Genomic DNA, 19,944 nt, shown 5'->3' with positions numbered 1-19,944 from the left:
TATTTTGATCTTTGATTTACTCAGGTTTTATTTAGAAGCTTGTAATCTAAACAATTTCGTTTCATGGCTTTCAACGGTTCCGTTCCATGATTTGCCTTTACCAATCATTTTATTTAGCCACAAATCATTTATTAAATAATTACCGGTTAAACCAAAGGCCTCCAGGTTAATTTTAATTGTTTGCGTTTTATCACTTCTGTTAAGTATAGCAATTGCAATATCACCATTACTCAACGGCTTCATTAGTACGTCATAAGTTTCAATTTTTATTTTCCGCACTGCAGGTTTTCCTAAAGCATCCTGATTAATAGCGATCACTTCTTTATTCATCAAAATACGTTTAGTTACTTCGTTCATTGTTCTAACATCATTACTTGCAATCAAAGGAGAAGACATCATTGCCCACAAACTCATCTGACTCCTATATTCAACATCGGTACAACCTTTACCTCCCAATTCGCCAGAAGGACCTTTTTTGCCATATAAACCTGCCATCAGCATATCCGGATCATTCCATCCTCCTGTACCCGCGTACTGGGTTAACTCAACATTAATATCGTAGATATCCATAATACCGGCTCCAAGTCTGTGTAAATCTGACGGTTTACTTGCAAGTTGTGAGCTCTTCCATTTATCACGTATATCCGCAGTAGTTCTCCATAATTGTCCTCCGGCTTCTTTGGCCCAAAGCCAAGGTTGTCTGTCTCCCCATTCGCAAACGCCAAGAACAATTTCCCTTTTGCTTTCGCGTAAGGCATTGGCCATGGCGGCATATCTTTTCTTTGCTGTTTCCGTATCTTCCGGAGCTCCACAATAATCATACTTCAAATAATCAATGTCCCAAGAAGCAAATGTTTTAGCATCTTGTTGCTCAAAATTCAAACTAGCCGTATAACCTGCACATGTCAAAGATGCCGCATCAGAATAAATTCCTAACTTAAGACCTTTACTATGAACGTAATCAGCAAGAGCCTTTATTCCAGAAGGAAATTTCATCGGATCTGGAATAATATTATTTCGATTATCCCTCCCTCCCTGCCATCCATCGTCAATAAAAATATGATTATAGCCTGCTTTGGCCATTCCTGAACTGACTAATGCATCTGCAATCTCTTTAATATCTTTTTCATTGATGTTATCCGCAAAATAATTCCAGGTCATCCAGCCCATTGGCGGGGTTTGTGCCATATTTTGCCCCTTACCCAAATAAACAAGACAGCAAAACACTGCTGAAAAAAAATACTTTTTCATAAAATTATAGTTTGTATAAATTGAAATAGTAACAAATTTATATTTATTGTTAATTTTTATTAATAAAATTTAATTTATAACCATTCAAATGCAGAAAATTACTGCCAATAATCATTTTTAAAATATAAAAAACGTATTTGGCAAACATTATACGTTTACCTAATAATACTTTTTAGCTACCATCCTAATTATATAAAATCTTTTATGTAGCAACTTTAGTTTTGCATTCATTCTTTTAACTTGCAGCACTAATAAAAATTTATGTTTAAAAATTATTTAAAATATACATTACTGGCTGGAATGCTGGTGTCTTCGGTTTCTTGTCAACAAAGTGGTAAATCAGAAGAAGAGAAGTCAACCCAAAATTCAGGCCATGTAACCGAAAAACCGATTGATTCGACTACTGCAAATGCAGCAACAGAAAATGCAGCAAATAGAAAAGAGGCGTCTGTTGCAGAAATTTTAGCTAAAAAAGAAGTCCCTATTCTTTGTTATCACCAAATCAGAGATTGGAAGGCATCAGATTCAAAAGCGGCAAAGGATTATATTATTCCAGTAAGCACGTTTAAAGCTCATATGAAAATGCTTGCAGATAGCGGTTATCATACTGTTCTACCTGATCAGGTTTATAACTATTTAGTTTACGGAGATCCGCTTCCTACAAAACCCGTAATGTTAACTTTTGACGATACTGAAGAAAATCAATTTTTAGTTGCCAATGAAGAACTAAAAAAATATGGATATAAAGGAGTTTATTTTATCATGACAGTATCTATTGGCCGTCCTAAATACATGAGCAAAGACCAGATAAAAAAACTATCAGACGAAGGCAACGTGATTGGGAGTCATACCTGGGACCATCATAACGTTAAGAAATACCAAGGACAAGACTGGGTAACTCAAATTGAAAAACCGACTAAAACACTTGAAAGCATTACTGGTAAAAAGATTGATTATTTCGCTTATCCATTTGGATTGTGGAACAAACAAGCTTTCCCGGAGTTAAAACAAAGAGGTTTTAAAGCTGCTTTCAGCCTTGCTGATAAAAAAGATCAGGAAGATCCATTATTTACCATTCGCCGCATCATTGCAAGCGGTTACTGGAGTGCCAATACCTTAAATAAGACAATGAATAACAGCTTTCATTAATAGAATGAAAAAAGGCGAATCATATTAAACGATTCGCCTTTTTGTTTCATCATTTTCGATACTTTACGATTTATTCAACAAGTCTAATAAAGTTGCTTTCAATTTCGGGTCGCTTGGACGCGGCGCATCAACATTGATGATATTACCGTTTCTATCAAACAGCATGAATCTAGGAATACCGTTGATGCCATAGGCCTTAGCAATTGTTGATTGATGCCAGCCACCGGCGAATAGCTGAACGCCTTCCATCTGATTATCGACTAGGAATTTCTTCCATTTCTCTTTGTCTTTCTGCTCATCTACCGAAACACCTATAAACACGACATCTTTCCCATGAAACTCCTCCTCTACTTTTTTCAAGTAAGGAATTTCCTTATTACATGGACCGCACCAGGTTGCCCAAACATCTACCAATACAATTTTACCCTTGAAATCTGAAAGTGAAATTTCTTTACCTGAGGCATCCCAGCCAGTAAAATTAATAGCTACTGTGCCTGGCTTATATTTCTGCAATCCTGCTTCAATTTTCTTTACACGCTCTTTTTGATCATCAGCAAGAAAATACTTGTTATAGGCATCGTATAGCTCTTGGTAATTGGTATACGATTTAACAGCAGCCATCTTGCTTAACACAAATTCGCCTTTCAAAACATCGTTTGAAATTCCAGGCAACAGCTTTTCCCAATTGCTATTGTAATAGTCTTGACTCTTAAACGCTACCAGACATCTCAACAACGTGGTGCCGTAAGGAAATTTTAACAGCTCTTCATTTTGCAAATAGCTATCGGCGTTAAAGCTTTTCACAAAAGCAGTATAGTCATTCGGATTTGGCTTTGATGCACGTGGAGAAATCAAATAGGCCATGGTAAAATAAGCCAAATCATGATTTATGGTGCTTTTCATTAACTGATCAAAATTGGCATTGCCTGTTTCTTTTCCATCCATCCAATTTTGTGATTTTTCAACCAGGCTTTGTAATTCAGGGAAGAACCCTTGCATCCTTCTTCCACCACGATTAAAATAAACCGATCTGCGTTCAACCTTGTATGCTAACTTATACCATTGGTACAATACCTGGTTCTCCTTGGAATTATTCCCGGTGAGCACATAGGCAGAGTCATTCAACTCAAGATTGATCTTATCATCACCTTTTGCGTAAATCTTGTATTTATCCAGAATTTCATATTTATCCCCAAAGCCAATAGCATAATATCCTTTGTACTCAGGTTGAAACTTTAAGTTGAATTTGCCCGCGGAATTAGGCATTGTTTTCGCGATTTCTTCAATACGGCCCATAACCACCTTAAATAGCCTAACATCATTCGGCTTGGCGGTTTTTGACACCCCGTTAATTTCTGTGTATTGAGCATTCGCAGAAAAAACAGCACTCAAAAGGAAGGCAAAAAATGCACAATATTTATTCATTGTTTATTGATTTAATAATTCAGTAAGGTAAACTTTCAGTAATGGGTTAGACGGGCGCTTGCAACAGTTATTGTTGACCATTTTGCCATTTTTGTCCAAAATCACAAATCGTGGAATTCCTGATCTGCCGATTTTTTCAAAGAATGGATCTTTTTTACCCATGATAAGTTGATGCTCATCGGTCTGATTTCTCTTCTGCAAAAAGTTTTTCCAAACCTCTGTATTATAGTCGCAAGAAACAGAAAGGAAAGCAATGTCCTTACCATGCATTTCATGCTCCATTTTCTTTAAGAAAGGCATTTCTGCAATGCATGGCCTACATCCAGTATTCCAAATATCGATATAGATAATTTTGCCTTTATAATCGCTGATTGAAACTTGTTTGCCATTTAAATCATGAAAAGCGTAAGCACTCATATCAGTACCCGTCGGAGCAGATTTGTAATTATTCAGGTTCATGGCAAGTTTGCCTTTCATTGCGTTTAATCGGGCAATGTTTTTTGGGTCCTTAATCAAAGGCAAAGCTTCTTTCAATTCTTTATTGAGAGCGAGGTCTCCATTCGAAGCAGAATAATTGATCAGGGCAAGGATAAACTCTTCCCTCAATTTTGGATGATCAACGGCATTTCCAAAATCTGCTATCCAGGTATTGATGCTGCGTACTTTCAACTGACCGGCTCTCATTTTGGCAAACATCAGCTCAGTGACAGTTTGGTTCCAGTTAGGATGAATTGTAATTTCAGGAACCAAGCGTATGTTCAGATCGGCAAAATTCACCTCCATCATATCCGGAGTACCACCATGCGCTTTGTATTCGATTACCGGACCAAATACCTTATCCAGATATTTCCCTTGTTCATTGCCCAATAAGATCGCTTTGTTGCGAATAACCTCTTCATCACTTGAATTGTGAATGGCCTTTACTCGGTCATTATAAGTTTGGGTGAAACTGGCAACCGAGCCTTGGTAGGGCATCGATTTTTGAATTTTATATAGAAACTGATTTAACCCACTTCCCTTACCGCTCATTACCACCTGATCTTTTTCCATATTGATTGAAATTTGATCCCCCGGCCTTAAGTACATTTCCACTGCGTCCAAGTTGGTCGAATTGGTTGACAACACGTAAAACCCAGGCTGCTTTAGATTCATTGACAACTGAAATTGGCCGTCGGATTCGATGGAATCAGTGATCTTAGTTTCACGCATCCCATCGCGTCTCGACATCAGGACCGATTTAATTTCTGAGCCTTGAACCGAACCTTTCACTATAGTTTTGATGCCGTCTCCAGCGTAAGCTTGGATTGTAAACATCACCCCAAATGAAATGATGGCAACTTGTCTTAATATCTTCTTCATTGTTAAAATTCAAACTAAAAAAATTGATGGGGCTGTTCACACTGAAATGACAGCCCTATCTTTATTGATTAATTTAAGTTGCTATACTGATTAGTCTTCTCAATTTCAGCTATGATTCTATTTGAACCAGAAAACTTCTCTGTAATAAACAGTAAATAACGAATGTCTACGCAGATTACTTTGTGAAGTTCTTTTTCGAAATTGAACTCCCTTGTCATCGATTCCCAGTTACAGTCGAATACCAGGCCGATAATTTCCCCATTGGCATTCATCATCGGACTGCCCGAATTTCCGCCCGTTACATCACCATTGGTTACAAAACAAACAGGCATATCATCATTTATCGCGTAAGGGTCAAAGTCTTTGTTTTGCCAAATGGACTTCAATTTTTTATTCAAATAATAATCTTTAATTGTTGTATCGGCAGCTTTGGCAATCAACCCACTGAACATGGTTTGATAAGGGATTGTCTTACCGTCCACCTGAAGGTCTGTAACAGTTCCGTACGAAAGACGAATAGTTCTATCGGCATCCGGATAATAGCGACCTCCTCTAAAATCATCAAGGCTATTTGAGTAGATAGAAGCGTATCTGTTTAGCTTGTTTGAATTAGTAGAGTTTATTTTGAAAATTTCTCTACGCTTATTCTCAATCGATTCGTTTAATAAAATCGCAGGGTCATTTTCAATCGGCACGGATGGGTTCTTTAACCAATTTTGAAGTCTGTCAGCATCCGCAAAAACTGAATTTTGGAACAGGTCGTCAACATATTGATCAATCGCTGCTTGAGAATGAAGGTTTCTTATAGCAAAAATATCGGGCAATAATTGCTCAGGGATACTATCTGCCATTAGTTTAAGCATCGCCTTGGTCACCTTCTTGTCGACATCTGCATTGAAATTTTTATAATATCCTCTGGCTGTGTTCGAAAGGTCGTTTTGAAGAGTTGGTTTGGTTTTCAAATTCTCTACATAGCTTGTATATGATTTCGCAAAAGCTGAAAGAAATTGAATCATTTCGCATGAGCCGAAGCCTTCGACATAATAATTAAGCGCCTTTTTATACTGCGCATTTGCTTCTGTTCCTTTTTTCAGATCCTGCAATAAAGTGACATAAGCGTTTTTCTTGCTTTCATCTTGAAAGGCCCATTTCATCCACTCCTTTTCATAATTTTCTTTTCGGGAAATGATATTTAACTTATCTACCCAAAAGTTCATGCCTACGGCATTCTTATAATAGTTGGCCGAGGTGGCATATTTTTCAGCATATAATTGTTTAACAAGCGGACTTTTGTTCATTTCAGCTTCCAGGATGGATTGACGAAGTTTACGGGCCGCTATCATTGCCGAATTAACCACATGGGTTTTATCCCAAATTTCTGATGAAGAAGCGTTTCGGTCGGACATAGCAGGATAACCCATTGACATAGCAAAGTCACCTTTCTTATATCCCTTCTTTGCTATATGCAGATAGTTTTTAACCGCCAATGGTACATTGCTTTTTGAATAAGCCGTAGGCGCTCCATTTTTATCTGCATATACCCTAAAGAAAGCAAAATCAGCGCTGTGGCGAGGCCACATCCAGTTATCAGTTTCACCTCCGAACTTGGCTACATTTTTAGGTGCTACACCTACAAAACGTACGTCTTTGTATTGCAGTTGAAGAAAAAGAACAAATAGACTGTTGTTCTTATATGGCTTGATTAGGACCTTATATTTAGGATACTTTTGCTGATATTTTTTCGAAATAGCATCTATTGCGCTTTGAATGTTATTAGAGCCGGGAGTTCCATTTTGCAACTGAGCCTTTACCTCTTCAGAAATATTTAAAATCTTTTTATTGATGGTAACTGTTAAATCATGAATAGGAAGTTCCTGCTCAGCAGTATTGGCCCAAAAACCATTTTGGAAAATATCGTTTGTTGGAGAAACATACTGCTGAATAGCACCGTAAGAACAGTGGTAATTTGTAAGAATTAAGCCTGAACCTGAAATGATAGAGCCGGTACATCCCGAACCAAATCCAATTACCGATTCACTCAATGAACCGTCTTCACCGGTAATTTTTTCAAGGGGAATGTTTAGTCCCATTGCTTTCATCTCCTCAGCATTATTCTTTTTTAACAAGGCCAATAGCCACATCCCTTCATCTGCACGTACCTGAGCAGTGAACGACAATAAAAAAGCTATCAGCAATGACCATTTGGAAATGGTTCTCTTATACATTTTTATACTATTGAATGGTTTAAAAAAGGAAAAAAGTTGAGTCCCTTGGAGCACCTCGGGACTCAACTCGACAAAATGTTGTTTTTTGTCTAAGGCAAAATCGAATGATTATCCTTTAGTTTTTTGAGCAAAGATTGATTCCAACACTTTATTTAACGCTTCGCCTCTTACTCCTTCAGCGATAATTTTTCCATTTGGATCAATAATCCAAATGGCAGGAATGCCATCAATACCATATTCTTTTGCAACTGGTGACTTTATACCACCCACCAAGTCAGATGCATTGTGCCATACCAAACCATCTTTCTCCAATGCACTCTTCCATTTGTCCAATTCATGATCTAATGAAAATGAAATCACCTCTAAACCCATAGAATGGTATTTTTCATAAATTTCTTTCGTATGCACGTTTTCCGCACGACAAGGCACACACCAAGACGCCCAAAAGTCAAGCATTACATACTTTCCGCGGAAAGATGAAAGCTTAATTTTTGACTTACCATCCGGTTGTAATACAGTAAAATCAGGGGCGATTGCACCTGGAGCCGTCTTACGGATTATATCAGCACGGTGCTTCATTGCAAGATAATATGGGTGCTTAGAAAAGTAGGGGGTAAAGTTTTTTAGAACAGCATCAATCTGATCATATTTCATCATCATTAAAGGAACCTTAGCCAGGTACAATGAAACAATTGAATTCGGATAATTCTTGATCAACGAATCTGTATAGGCCTTTTTTTCGGATTCTGCTTTCTTGAAAAAAGCAGCTCTTTCTTCCTTAGAATATTGCTGGCTATTCATCATCACCTGATTTCCCTTCATGGTTTGTGCCAGGGAAAACTTCTGGAAGTTATTCCAATGTTCGTTTTGAGGAGTTCCCTTCACTTCACAAGCGTAAAGTTTGTTTTTATTGCCAGTAATTTCAATGTGACCTTTTTCAGCCACGAAATTAACACCCATTCGAATCCCTTCAATTTGCAAATCATATACTTCATTAGCTAATTGAGAAGGAAGCGTAATGGAGAAATTTCCGTTAGCATCTATTGTAGATTGCTTTAAGATTTCTCGCCCCCCATGATCGCCATGGTCACGACCAACAGTTATTTTTGATGCTTTATCTATTCCATTGATCTTTCCACTAACTATGCAATCTTTGCTTTGTGCAAAACCTTGCAAACTCAAAAGGGAAATACCAAGTGTTGTGAAGTAACACTTTAGTTTATTCGTTTTCATACTATTTATTGTTAAAGGTTAAAAGTGATGAGTATAAACCGTAATAAGAATTCTTATATTCTACTGATTAACACCTTGTTGCTTCTCAGCCACCAAAGCATTGATCATTGTGTTGTTCCAAACATGTCTTTTTGATTGGAAATAAGATTCGGTTTGACCGAAATATTTGTAGGGGTGCTGGTTTAAGCCACGGTCCCAAGTACTATCAAAGTAATAATACCCGCCGTTATAGTTGGCCAAACTCCAGGCATGGGTAACATTATCTCCCTTACCTCCCACATTATAGCATTGAATTCCTGCCGCATTTGCCAACAAATTAAAAGCCCATGAATATCCACCGCAGACAGCCTTTCTATTTACAAAAACACCATAAGCCGTTTGTGAATCAAAAGGCAACTTGGGAGTATTAAAATTAAAATCGTATGAAGTTCGTGTTACATAATTGTAAATCGTAGTCAATTTTTGATCATTGGTCATATCGGGAGTTATAATACGAGTCAAAATTGCAGTAACTGAATCTTTAACAGTATTGATCTTTGATATGCAGTCGCTTATGCTTGTTGGCGCACCCGGTAAACCTTTTGGGGCAGGAGCACAGGTAATGGATGTTCCGTCAGCATTAAACATATAAACCAAATAACCATATCCACTATTAGATCCTAATACAAGCTGCAGGGTAGTAAAATCAAGATCTTTGTTGGTTATAGCAATTGGAATATTCTTCCCCAATGGAGAGTTTAATGTTGCAGTTATGATATCGTTATAGCTATTGATTTTTTTAGCACCTGCCGGCACTGTTTTCGGGTTGATACCCAGCTTATAAGGCATATATTTAATCTCACACACGAAGATCTTTGTACCTTTTTTACGAGTTGGCACAACCTTATAAGCATATTTTAAAGAATTATCCTTATTCAATGCATCATAATATGCATTTAGAACAGTGATTTTTAGTTGATTGTCTGTCATATTCATAGCAGACACATCAAAATAAATAGTTTTTGTAAGTGATTTTATACCATTCGATAACAGGTCTGACATTTCCTGTAAGGTTTTAGGCTTAGGGTAATTATATTGCTCAACTATTTTTGATTCTTTCTCCAAGCAACTGATGTTACCATTCACCACAGCAGGATATATACCAGCAAAACCTTGCAACTGTAAAAGTGAACCTCCCAAAACAATCGCCCACTTTAGTCTATTCATACTCATTTCCTTAACTTCCTTGGTATAATTGATAGTATTTAAAAAGGAATTCATCAGACTGATATGCCGATGAATTCCTTTTTATTGTTATTAGGGGTTATTATTTTGCCTTGTAGCTAATCGCTGAAATTTTGCCGAAACCTGTATATGCTTTTACAGCTCCAGATCCAACAAAAGCACCATTTGCTTCATTCACGTCGATTTGTAAAACGGTACCTGCATTTGTTGTAGGATTGTAAAGCGTTACATACAAGATTTTGCCGTCGTTAGGATGAACAGGAATTGATACCGGTGGTTTAAACAACTTCATTCCGGTAATTACACTTCCAGCATAAGAAGTTGAAACATCGTAAAGCTCTGTTGATGACTTTGAACCAGCATAGTTGTTTAGGTATATTTTGGTATCAGTAGCATGGTACATTACGTTCCCCTTGCTTCCAAAGGCAAAGTATTTCGAATTGCTCAAACCATTAGCAGCACTGATATCGATTAGATCAACTCCTCTATTCCCATCGTCCATTACGTTAAATTGACATACGTATAATTGTCTAGTGGCCGGATTATTCGGACTCTGCATTACGCAATACCATCTCGGGCCGTTACTACCATAGCCCATTTCAGCATATACCATATCCTTGCCAACATTTCTCATGTCAAATTTCGCTGCTGCACCTGGAGCAAGAAATGTTTTAACGTCTTTGTTATTATCAACGTAAAGGAAGCGCCTGTTCTTTGCATCATAAAACGCTCCGAAATAACTGAAATTATAACCTGCTCCAGACCCACCCACAGCACCGATAAAAGGAGCCGCTACATAATCCTGGCCGAAGCATTTCACGCCAAATTTGTTGAAAATGTTAGGTGTCGGCTGAGAAATAAAATAAAGATCACCCTTATTAACCAACAACTCGTTATAACTCCAGCGGTCATAGGCCTGAAATTGTACGTCACCAGATGCCATAGGCACAACGAACATATCGCTATAAGTATTCATGATGCGCAAGTCGTTCTGATTTAAACGAAATCCACCATTACTATTGTTAGTGAATACATCTACCCAGTTTTGGGTCATATGTGTTATTCCTGCACCCACACCCGCTATTTTCTTACCATTGATTTCGGAAAAAACGTTTGCTTGAACATAGTCAGCACCTGAATACTGGGTATATAATTTACTATTAACCAGGATACTTATATCACTTTGACTGTTATCTCCATGTAAAACCATTAAGCCTGGCGAAGCATAGGACCTGATGGTAAACGGTTTTTTAATGATCTGAGCCACTCCTCCGTTTGCATTATCCTTTACATACAACATCAAATAGTAATCTCCGGGAGCATCTTCTACCTTAAAAGAAAGATCCTTTGTGGTAGCCAGTTGTTTGTTAACAAAGATCCCCGTAAAAGGATCCGCAGTATAACTCTGCGTCACCAATTTCCATTCGTACGTTAAATCGTTCGAACTTCCCTCTACCTTAGAAAGACTGATGTTTACCACATCATTTTGTTTAGCAATATACACGTCAGGCATACCTGTTGCATCAACAAAATTTGTGCTTACATCCTTATAAATATAATTACCCTCATCTTTGGCGCATCCTACCCAGAATAACGAAAGGGACATTAAAGCTGCGAAACAATATTTTCTTTTCATCTAATTTCAGTTTAATAAAAAATAACTTTTGGCCTACTTTACAATAACTGTTAACCTACACCACCAACGCCAGACCAAGGACCAATTATTATATCCATTCCAAATTCATCTTTTAATGGAATAGCATGTGAGGCATTATATTCGCTTATTGCCTTTCTCACCGCGGCATTGTAATAACCCAACATTACTATATCCGCCTGATCAGGAAGGTCTGTTATGCCGCATGCATTCAAAATAAAAGCGTACTTGGTTTCTGAAAATGTACCAAATGCATTTTTATAATTTGAAATGTCCCAGATATCTGGTTTTAAGTACTTATCACCCCAGATAAAAATGGCTTTGTTATAACGATTATAGCCTATTTTGAAATCCTTACTATCCTGCACTTCTAATTGAAGACGCACAGATTTATCTTTTAATCCTGTTTTATAGATCACAATTGGGATGCGTACTTTAAAAGCGTTAGCAGGCAATACTTTGCTTGCGATTTTAAAATTCACTCCTTCAACTGCAGTTGTTTTTTCAGTATTGATCTTAATTCCAATTTCACGATCATAAGGGGTCGCATTACCCATGATACAGGCATTAAACCAAAGGGTATCTGCCTCAATTACTTTTGGATGCGCCGGGAAAGAATACATAAGAGAATCGCGCACGGCAATGTTCCCACTTCCCGGGATTTGAAAAAACATTCTGGGATCATTCTCATAGCCTGGAATATCCTTTTCAGAACAGGCACTTAAAAGAAAGCCCAATGAAAGAACTAAAGAACATGCTTTAACTATTGCTTTCATTTATATAATTTTTTTTAGGTTTTACAATATGAATTAATCCTCGCTATCTGCCATATTCTACTTCGCTGTCAGGCAGAGGAAGTATCATTTGAGCTTCTGTTATTGGAGTACCAAGATATCCTCCTGACGGAGTCCCTGGAATAACGGTCTGTTTAGTTCTTTTACAATAAGCAAATAGCTGACCTTCTCCCTGAAACTCCTTTCTGTATTCTTTCAAAATTTCAGTTTGAATCTGGTCACTGGTTAATGTAGAACTAAGTGCAGCTGTAATGCCTCTATTAGCTCTTACTTCATTCAGGTAATTAATAGCCACCTGATTATCAACACCCACATTACATTCAGCTGCGATGTAGTTCATCTCCGAGCGACGAATAAGCGGCATCATTGCTGCAAATGCTGTGTTAAAGTTGTCGGGTTGATAAAATTTATTAACGATATATGTTGTAGTTCCTACTTTCTTTGTAACGTACAACAAACGAATATCATTGGCTCCTATACTTGCGGTTTCAAACATTTGAGTATAACCAGAGGTACCGGCGGCTGCACCCGACTTTTGAAGTTGATTTGAAGCAAATGCAGCGTAGAACCAGGTATTTCCTGTTGATTTCAAATCAAATACATTCAGTGCAAAAAGGTTTTCAGTTGAAAACGTGTAATCCCTGTCCCTTTCGTTAATTGCGGTTATGTTTGATGTTAGAATCCAAGGAAATGTCTGGTTGCCAATATTGATTACCTCCATTGCGTTTGCAAGAGCATTAACTTTATCGTTCTTCCACAAGTAAGCCCTGGCTGCTATCGCCTTAACTGCATAATAATTTAAGCGTTGGTGACGATTATCAAGGAACATATCAGCTGAACGCTTCAAACCGTTTTTGATTGGATCTACACTTAAATTGTCAGAAGCATCTTTCAAGTCTTTCAAAACAGATTCCATCACCTGATTTCCTGTTGCACGTGGCGTAACATTAGTACTAAGCGTAGTAACATAAGGAATAGCTGGTTTAGTCATATCAGTTGATCCAAATAAACGCAACAGATCAAAATGAATGAAAGCCCTCATGGCCAAAGCCTCACCTTTAATGATTTGATAATTATTCCCTGTGAATTTGGCTTTGTCCGCATCAATATGATCTAAGATGTTATTCACGTTAGCGATCACATTATACATCCCTTTCCATGCATTATCTACTATTGAACGAATACCCGAAGAAGTATAGGTTAGTGGCTTTTGACTTAAATCCTTATAAGTAGTATTACTGTTAAGATCGTATTGTAGAATGGCTGCGTCCATGAAACCAAAAGTGAGTTCACGGCCGTAAAGCTGTTGTGTCTTCATTAGAGTGTAAGACCCGATCAATGCATCTTTATACCCCTGCTCATCTTGCAATAACACTTCCGATTTAATTTGTGTAGCGGGTTGAACATCCATCCATTTTTCACAAGAAGTGGTGCTAAGCAGTGTGCCAATAGTCAGTAAGCTTGCAAATATTCTATTTCTCATTTCAAATTCTTTTTGGTTGATAAAAAAGTTCCATTAAAAGCTAGCATTGAGAGTTAATGAACAGTTACGCGCAAACGGATAAGCAGTTCCTCTTTCTACTTTTACGGTGCTGAATTGGTACACATCGTTCAGATTAAGTGCTACCCTCAATCCTGATAACTTCATCTTTTTAATGAACGAATAACTATAAAAATCATAGCCAAGATTAACCGATGATATAGAGAACTCACTCAAATCTTGTACAAAGCGTGAAGTAGCAAGGGTTGTCGTATTGGTTGTGCCTATACTTCTGAACAGCACATTATCACCAGCTTGTTTCCAGCTGTTATAATAAGCTCGTGCATCAACGTTATTGCTTAATGATGCATTTTCTACTTTGTCTACCAGCGTTTGGTTATAGGTTTGACCGCCCACTCTGTAGCGACCTGTAACTGCAACATTGAAACCTTTATAAGCAAAGTTTGCACCTGTAGTTCCAATCATTTTAGGCAGGTTATTACCCACAACAACCTTATCATTAACATCCCAGGTATCAGTTAACGAACCATCTTGCTTTACAAAAATTTCTTTTCCGGTAGCCGGATCGATACCGTTTGAACGCACTGCCCAAATAGCGTTAAGCGACTGCCCTTCCTGGAATCTGGTCAAAGGCTTGTTACTGGTCCTAGATTGATTATCCAACGTGTTTGTGGTGGCCTGTAATGAATTGGATATCTTTGTAATTTTGTTAGTGTTGGCAGCTCCACTTACAAAAACATTCAACGATTGTCTTTTTGCAGGATTTGCAAACATTTTGTAATTCACTCTGAACTCATATCCATTATTTACGATCTGTCCTAAATTTGCTTTATAAGTTTGAAAACCGAGTGATGGAGGTGTAGTAATATCTGTCAGAAGGTTATTTGTCACACCTTTATAAATATCCAATCGGAGACTCAAGCGCTTCATCATCTCAGCATCAATGCCAATGTTATAGTCCGTGCGCTGTTGCCATTTTAATCCAGGGTTATTAAGGTTGTTCAAATAAGTGCCAAGCATTCCTTGATAAGAATTGTCTACAAAGTAGTTATACAATGACATTGCCTGGTAAGCATTGAAGTTTTGTGAACCTGTATTACCTATTGAACCTCTCAGTTTCAATAAATTGAGGTACTTATTATCATTTAAAAATTTCTCTTTATGAAGGTTCCAGCCGGCACCTGCCGACCAGAATAATCCCCAACGGTTATCAGTGCCGTATTGAGAAGAAGTTCCGGAGCGAAGAGAAAGATCTGCAACATACCTTTCATCAAACGAATAGTTTATCAAAGCCATTGCACCCAGTTCTCGTGTAAGAGACTCACCTCCTGTCGGCTTAAGTGCGTATGAGGCGTACTGTTTGGCGAAGATGATGTTATCCATTTTGTCGTTCGGAAAACCTGTAGCAGAGTATGCATAGTTTTCACTTTTATCCTCACGGATATTGGTAGCAACGTTGGCATAAAGCAAGTGCTTTCCCCATCTGTTGTTATAACTTGCATTCAAGTCACCGCTTACCATTGATGTCTTGCCATTTGTTTTATCGTATGACCCTCTGTTATATAAGTTATCACCGACATAGCTCATAAATTTGAGACTACTTCCCGGAATGAACACATCGGAACCATTAACTGTATTAGAAAAACCAACACGACCTACAACCTTGATATTATTGTTGACAGCATACTCAAGGTGCATATTGTTTGTAATATCTGTATACTCTGAAGTCGAACGGTAATTCAGGGTAGCATTATACATTGGATTATAAACAACGGATTGATAGGAAGTTGGGTTAACACCTAATACTTTACGAACACTACCATCATCATTGTAAGGTCTCCAGTAGGGGTTCAATTGAGCATAATCACTGAAAGTACCATATGGAGAATTTTCCGAATTCGCTTTATTCAGCGATAATTGGTTTCTGAATAAAATTTTGTCTTTGCGATAAGATACATTGAGGGCTCCTCCCAAATTATTTCTTCCACTGCCTTTCATTGCACCTTGGGTGCCATTGGAAAATAATGAAAAGCCGGTAGTCCAGTGTTCCTCGCCACCTTCAATGTTAATCATATGCCTGTTGGTCATTCCGGTTTGCAATGGCTGAGCCAACCAATCAGTGTTTACCCCACTTTGCACCTCTTTTAAATTGGCATAATACAAACTTTCGTATTCTAAACCTACAACCGGCTGTTTTTGGTTATAAGCGCCTAAGCGCCTTTCCAGATCCAATTTTTCAGCTGCATTGGTCAAATTATAGCTGCTTAAATCAGGAGCTTCAATACCAACCGTTCCGGAATAACTAATTCTTAATGCCCCAGTCTTCGCTTTTAATGTTTCAATAACAATAACGCCATTTGCTGCTCTGGCTCCATATAATGCTTTAGCCGATGCATCTTTCAAAATAGTAACCGACTCTATCCTGGTCAAAGGTAAGTCCCCTACTTTTTCTAAGGCCATCTCAAAACCATCCACAATGAACAGCGGCTGGTTAGGCTTGGTAGCATATTCTCCTTTCAAATCAGGGAATGAAGAAGATCCTCTGATCTGCATTTCAGGCAATTTATTAGGGTCAGAGCCATTGATATTATTATCAATCAGATTTAATGCAGGCTCCAAATTTTTCAACGCTTGAAAAATATTTTGCGTTCCGGCGCTTTGTAATTCCTGAGCGGTAATTTTTGTATAGGCACCTGTAAAGCTCTCGACTTTACGAGTAAAAGGAATACCAGTAACAACCACTTCCTTAATAGCAGTATTACTTTCCTTCATTACTATGTTGAATGTAGTTTTACCACCAATTCGCACTTTCTGTGATTCCATTCCCAGATAGGTAACCAGCAAAACGGCATTTTCTTCCACATTCAAATGGAAATGACCTTTTTCATTCGTAAAAGCTCCATTTTTAGTACCTAATTCCGCAACGCTAACTCTTATCAATGGAAGGTTATTCTCATCGGTAATCGTTCCGGTCACCAAAATTTTTTTAGTAGAAACGGAAGCTTTTTCTTGGCTGGCTTGCTTAGGCACTGATTGTGCCATTGTATTAAGTGTAGAGGCTGCAACTACTAAAGCAATAAGCCCCTTGCTTCTAAATATCTTTAAACTATGATATATGCTGTTAACTTTTACGTAACTCTTTTTCATTAGATTTAGGATTGGTTGAGTTAAAACAATAAATCCTTATTGTTGATTTAAAGGCAATGATTTATGAACTTACCTTGTATGGGGTTGACACACGGCCTTAGATTATTAAACTTGAGTCAATTTCTCTACATCCATTCTCCTTTCTCTCTTTGTCGTATTTTGGTTTTATTTTATTGACGGCAACAAATCGGCTTTGGGGCAAAATTTTTACTCACCAAAACAAATATTTGCGTAATCAAATTTGTTTTTGAAACGGATTCCCAAAATCACTTTAACTCACAATAAAAACAATGGACTATTTGCCTATTCGTATAGATTATTTAACCTTTTTTTAAATAAAAGTTAATCTAAAATTGCGTTTAATTGTCACCCAATTAACTAACAATCAATTAATTAAATCCAAAACATCAATCATTATAAATTATTTTAAAAAGAAGGCAGAGAATTAAAACACGGAATAGGACAATAAAATTAAAGGTGTAATAACCACACAGAGGAGCAAGATCAAACTAAGAAAAACAGAACCTTATTTGCACATCATATTTCTAAAGTTGCCATCAATTTCAGACTGCTCATTTATGCCCAAATAATATTTTTTGGGGAAATAGAAAAAAAATCAGAAGTCTACTAATTAAAAAACATTTTTAACCGTTTAGCCTTAAATAGCGAAAGGGACTCAAAATATAATTCTGCGTCCCTTTCAATTTTACTTATTAATTAAGTTGAAGTTCTTTACCGTTGCTCATTCAACTAGTGCAAGTTTAAATAATCCCTTTATTGATAAAGGTATTAGAAGGTATATTTCAAATTAACTCCGCCGTAATAATTGATTTTATCCGGACCCGGAATATATGCATCAGGCATCTGGTTAATAAATACCATGTTGTAGTTTTGTGAACCGGTGATATTATTCGCGCCAACATACATATCAGCTACAAAATGCTGTAAAAAATTACGCTGGTATCCAACTTTTGCATTCAACAAATCGAAAGATTTTGTCTTATAAGCACCATCCGAAGTAATTGCCATTGCGTCTCTGTAATTGTAATTCACATTAGCATATACGCCATGGTTAGTTACTGCATCAATACCTAAGTTATAAGTCAAAGGAGCAACGCCGGCTACTGCTAAACCTGAATAATCAGATACAACTCTCGTAGAACTTGACTGGTACTGATAGTTATCGTATTTAAAATCGTTATAGGTCAGGTTAGCAAACGGTTGAATAGTTTGGAAGAAACCATTTGACGATTGGTAAGCAAGGTATTTCACCATTACTTCAACTCCTTTATTATCCTGGCTTCCGCTATTTACAAGGTAAGAATACAAAGTAGCGGTATTGCCTGGATTAGCCACTGAAACTGAGCTCATCTTATCCGAGAAAACAGCTTCAAATAATGCTACCTGGAAAGCAAAACGGTCTTTTAACATTGAGCCCTTTGCACCGATTTCGACCTGCGAACCTCTCTCTGGTTTTAACTCAGTATTAATTTTACCCGTATAAGGGATAAACAGGTTGCCACTTACAGGCGCTCTATAACCTACGCTGTAAGAAACATAAGCCGACATGTTTTGGCCCAAGGATCTGTTTAAAGCAATACGAGGTGATACCAAATTCGAATATTTTGCACCGTATGATGTTGGTTTGTGTGTTTCAGGTGAGGCGGTATTATTAGAGGAATTATAGAATCTGTCTTGCAAACGAGCATCCATTGTACTCAAACTCAATCCTGCTGAGAAATCAAACATGAACGGCAGCTTCAGATTCCATTCAGTAAAAGCATTATAGGTTTTATTAGTTATTGCCATATTGCTCTTCATCGAACCAATAAGATTGTATCCATTGGGATTTAAATTATCAGCCACCATGTTGTAGCCGATGCTTTCATAAGTCTGCTGTTGAGCTTCAATTCCTGCAGTTCCAGTCAAATTGCGACCAAACATATTAAATTTCATATCAAATGCGGTACGGATACCCACGCTTACAGGCGACTTGTCTGTCCACCCGCCAGCTGAACTAGCGGAATTTTTGTTTGACGAACCAAAAACGAAAGTAGTGTTTGCCAGGTATTTATTAAAAGCATAAGAATGTCCTAAACCAAAACGATACCCGATAATCTCTGAATGTGCGTTGTTTTTAATATAGGCAGGGTTACCTGAGTAGTCTTTATTATTATATTGATCAACGGTTAACTCTCCGGCACGTTGGTCATAGCTGTTGGCATAACCCAAATAAGAAGAGATTTTTTGCTTTTCATTCAATTGGAAATCGCCAATTATGTTAACGAAATCTTTGGTTGATTCGTTATGTGGCATAAAACCATCTGATAACAGTTTGCCATAATTTACCAATATCGACGAATGGTTACCGCCTACCTGTAAAGTGGTAGTGTAACGACGAAGGCCAAAATCGCCCACCATTACATTCTGACCAATTGACACTTTGTTGTGCTCGGCTTTTTGAGTTTGCATATTCACCACTCCGGCAATTGCAAAACCATAAGCACTTCCTGCAGGACCTTTCAGTACTTCAACATTTGAAATAGATCCGAAATCGATATCATCCATTATGGTAATACCTTCCGCATCAGTTACCGGAATCCCATTCAAATACATTTTTAGTCCCTGACTATCAAAGTTGTTGTTCACTCCTCTTGGACCTAAACCATTACCGTAGCCACGGATATTAAATTGTTGTCCACCGGATACTGAACGACGTATCATTAACACGCCTGGAATGCCGGCATTAACTGCATCATCCATAAAAACGCCCTGGCCACGCTTAATATCGGCCAGCCCTAAAGCTATTGTAGAATGAGGCTTGTTTAATGTTTCTGTAATAACAACTTCATCTAATTTACGACTCGTTTCATTTGCTTTTGTTTTTACCGAATCAGTTGTTTTCGCCTTTGTTAAATTTTGTGCTTGCACGCCCACTGTTCCAAAAAGTGCAAGAGATGCTAATAAAAATTTATTCATTAT

At 37.6% G+C, this 19,944-nt stretch carries 12 protein-coding genes; 1 reads left to right on the top strand and 11 read right to left on the bottom strand.

The window, feature by feature from the left end; all coding sequences use genetic code 11:
- Positions 1-27: 27 nt before the first annotated feature.
- Positions 28-1,251, bottom strand: a complete 1,224-nt coding sequence (locus L2B55_RS05330; RefSeq protein WP_237849306.1) for a glycoside hydrolase family 27 protein — start codon at positions 1,249-1,251, stop codon at positions 28-30.
- A gap of 261 nt (positions 1,252-1,512) precedes the next feature.
- On the opposite strand from L2B55_RS05330, the gene L2B55_RS05325 reads away from it, so the two are divergent.
- Positions 1,513-2,400: a polysaccharide deacetylase family protein gene (locus tag L2B55_RS05325; protein WP_237849303.1), complete on the top strand. Its 888-nt coding sequence runs from the start codon at positions 1,513-1,515 to the stop codon at positions 2,398-2,400.
- A 63-nt stretch (positions 2,401-2,463) separates the two neighbouring features.
- Here L2B55_RS05325 and L2B55_RS05320 read toward each other — a convergent pair whose 3' ends face one another.
- From L2B55_RS05320 to L2B55_RS05275, 10 genes are all read right to left on the bottom strand, one after another.
- Positions 2,464-3,825 carry a TlpA family protein disulfide reductase gene (locus L2B55_RS05320; RefSeq protein ID WP_237849300.1) on the bottom strand — a complete coding sequence of 454 codons (1,362 nt, stop codon included), beginning with the start codon at positions 3,823-3,825 and terminating at the stop codon, positions 2,464-2,466.
- Between the two features lie 3 nt (positions 3,826-3,828).
- Positions 3,829-5,184 (bottom strand): TlpA disulfide reductase family protein, encoded by a 1,356-nt coding sequence (locus tag L2B55_RS05315; RefSeq protein ID WP_237849297.1) that lies wholly within the window; start codon positions 5,182-5,184, stop codon positions 3,829-3,831.
- Positions 5,185-5,252: 68 nt separating this feature from the next.
- Complete coding sequence (locus L2B55_RS05310) at positions 5,253-7,409, bottom strand: S46 family peptidase (protein WP_237849294.1); 2,157 nt, start codon at positions 7,407-7,409, stop codon at positions 5,253-5,255.
- A 108-nt stretch (positions 7,410-7,517) separates the two neighbouring features.
- Complete coding sequence (locus L2B55_RS05305; protein WP_237849291.1) at positions 7,518-8,642, bottom strand: TlpA disulfide reductase family protein; 1,125 nt, start codon at positions 8,640-8,642, stop codon at positions 7,518-7,520.
- Between the two features lie 60 nt (positions 8,643-8,702).
- Positions 8,703-9,848 (bottom strand): transglutaminase domain-containing protein, encoded by a 1,146-nt coding sequence (locus tag L2B55_RS05300; RefSeq protein WP_237849288.1) that lies wholly within the window; start codon positions 9,846-9,848, stop codon positions 8,703-8,705.
- A 100-nt stretch (positions 9,849-9,948) separates the two neighbouring features.
- Positions 9,949-11,502 carry a PKD-like family lipoprotein gene (locus L2B55_RS05295; protein ID WP_237849285.1) on the bottom strand — a complete coding sequence of 518 codons (1,554 nt, stop codon included), beginning with the start codon at positions 11,500-11,502 and terminating at the stop codon, positions 9,949-9,951.
- Between the two features lie 50 nt (positions 11,503-11,552).
- On the bottom strand, positions 11,553-12,296 hold the full coding sequence (locus tag L2B55_RS05290) for a DUF4843 domain-containing protein (protein WP_237849282.1): 744 nt from the start codon (positions 12,294-12,296) through the stop codon (positions 11,553-11,555).
- A 43-nt stretch (positions 12,297-12,339) separates the two neighbouring features.
- Positions 12,340-13,797, bottom strand: a complete 1,458-nt coding sequence (locus L2B55_RS05285; RefSeq protein ID WP_237849264.1) for a RagB/SusD family nutrient uptake outer membrane protein — start codon at positions 13,795-13,797, stop codon at positions 12,340-12,342.
- A 33-nt stretch (positions 13,798-13,830) separates the two neighbouring features.
- On the bottom strand, positions 13,831-16,962 hold the full coding sequence (locus tag L2B55_RS05280; protein WP_237849262.1) for a SusC/RagA family TonB-linked outer membrane protein: 3,132 nt from the start codon (positions 16,960-16,962) through the stop codon (positions 13,831-13,833).
- A gap of 789 nt (positions 16,963-17,751) precedes the next feature.
- A complete protein-coding gene (locus L2B55_RS05275; RefSeq protein WP_237849260.1) occupies positions 17,752-19,941 on the bottom strand; it encodes a TonB-dependent receptor in 2,190 nt (729 codons plus the stop codon).
- Positions 19,942-19,944 lie beyond the last annotated feature (3 nt).

This window comes from Solitalea lacus, assembly GCF_022014595.1.
Classification (GTDB): domain Bacteria; phylum Bacteroidota; class Bacteroidia; order Sphingobacteriales; family Sphingobacteriaceae; genus Solitalea; species Solitalea lacus.
This window is presented reverse-complemented; position numbering and strand designations above follow the sequence as displayed.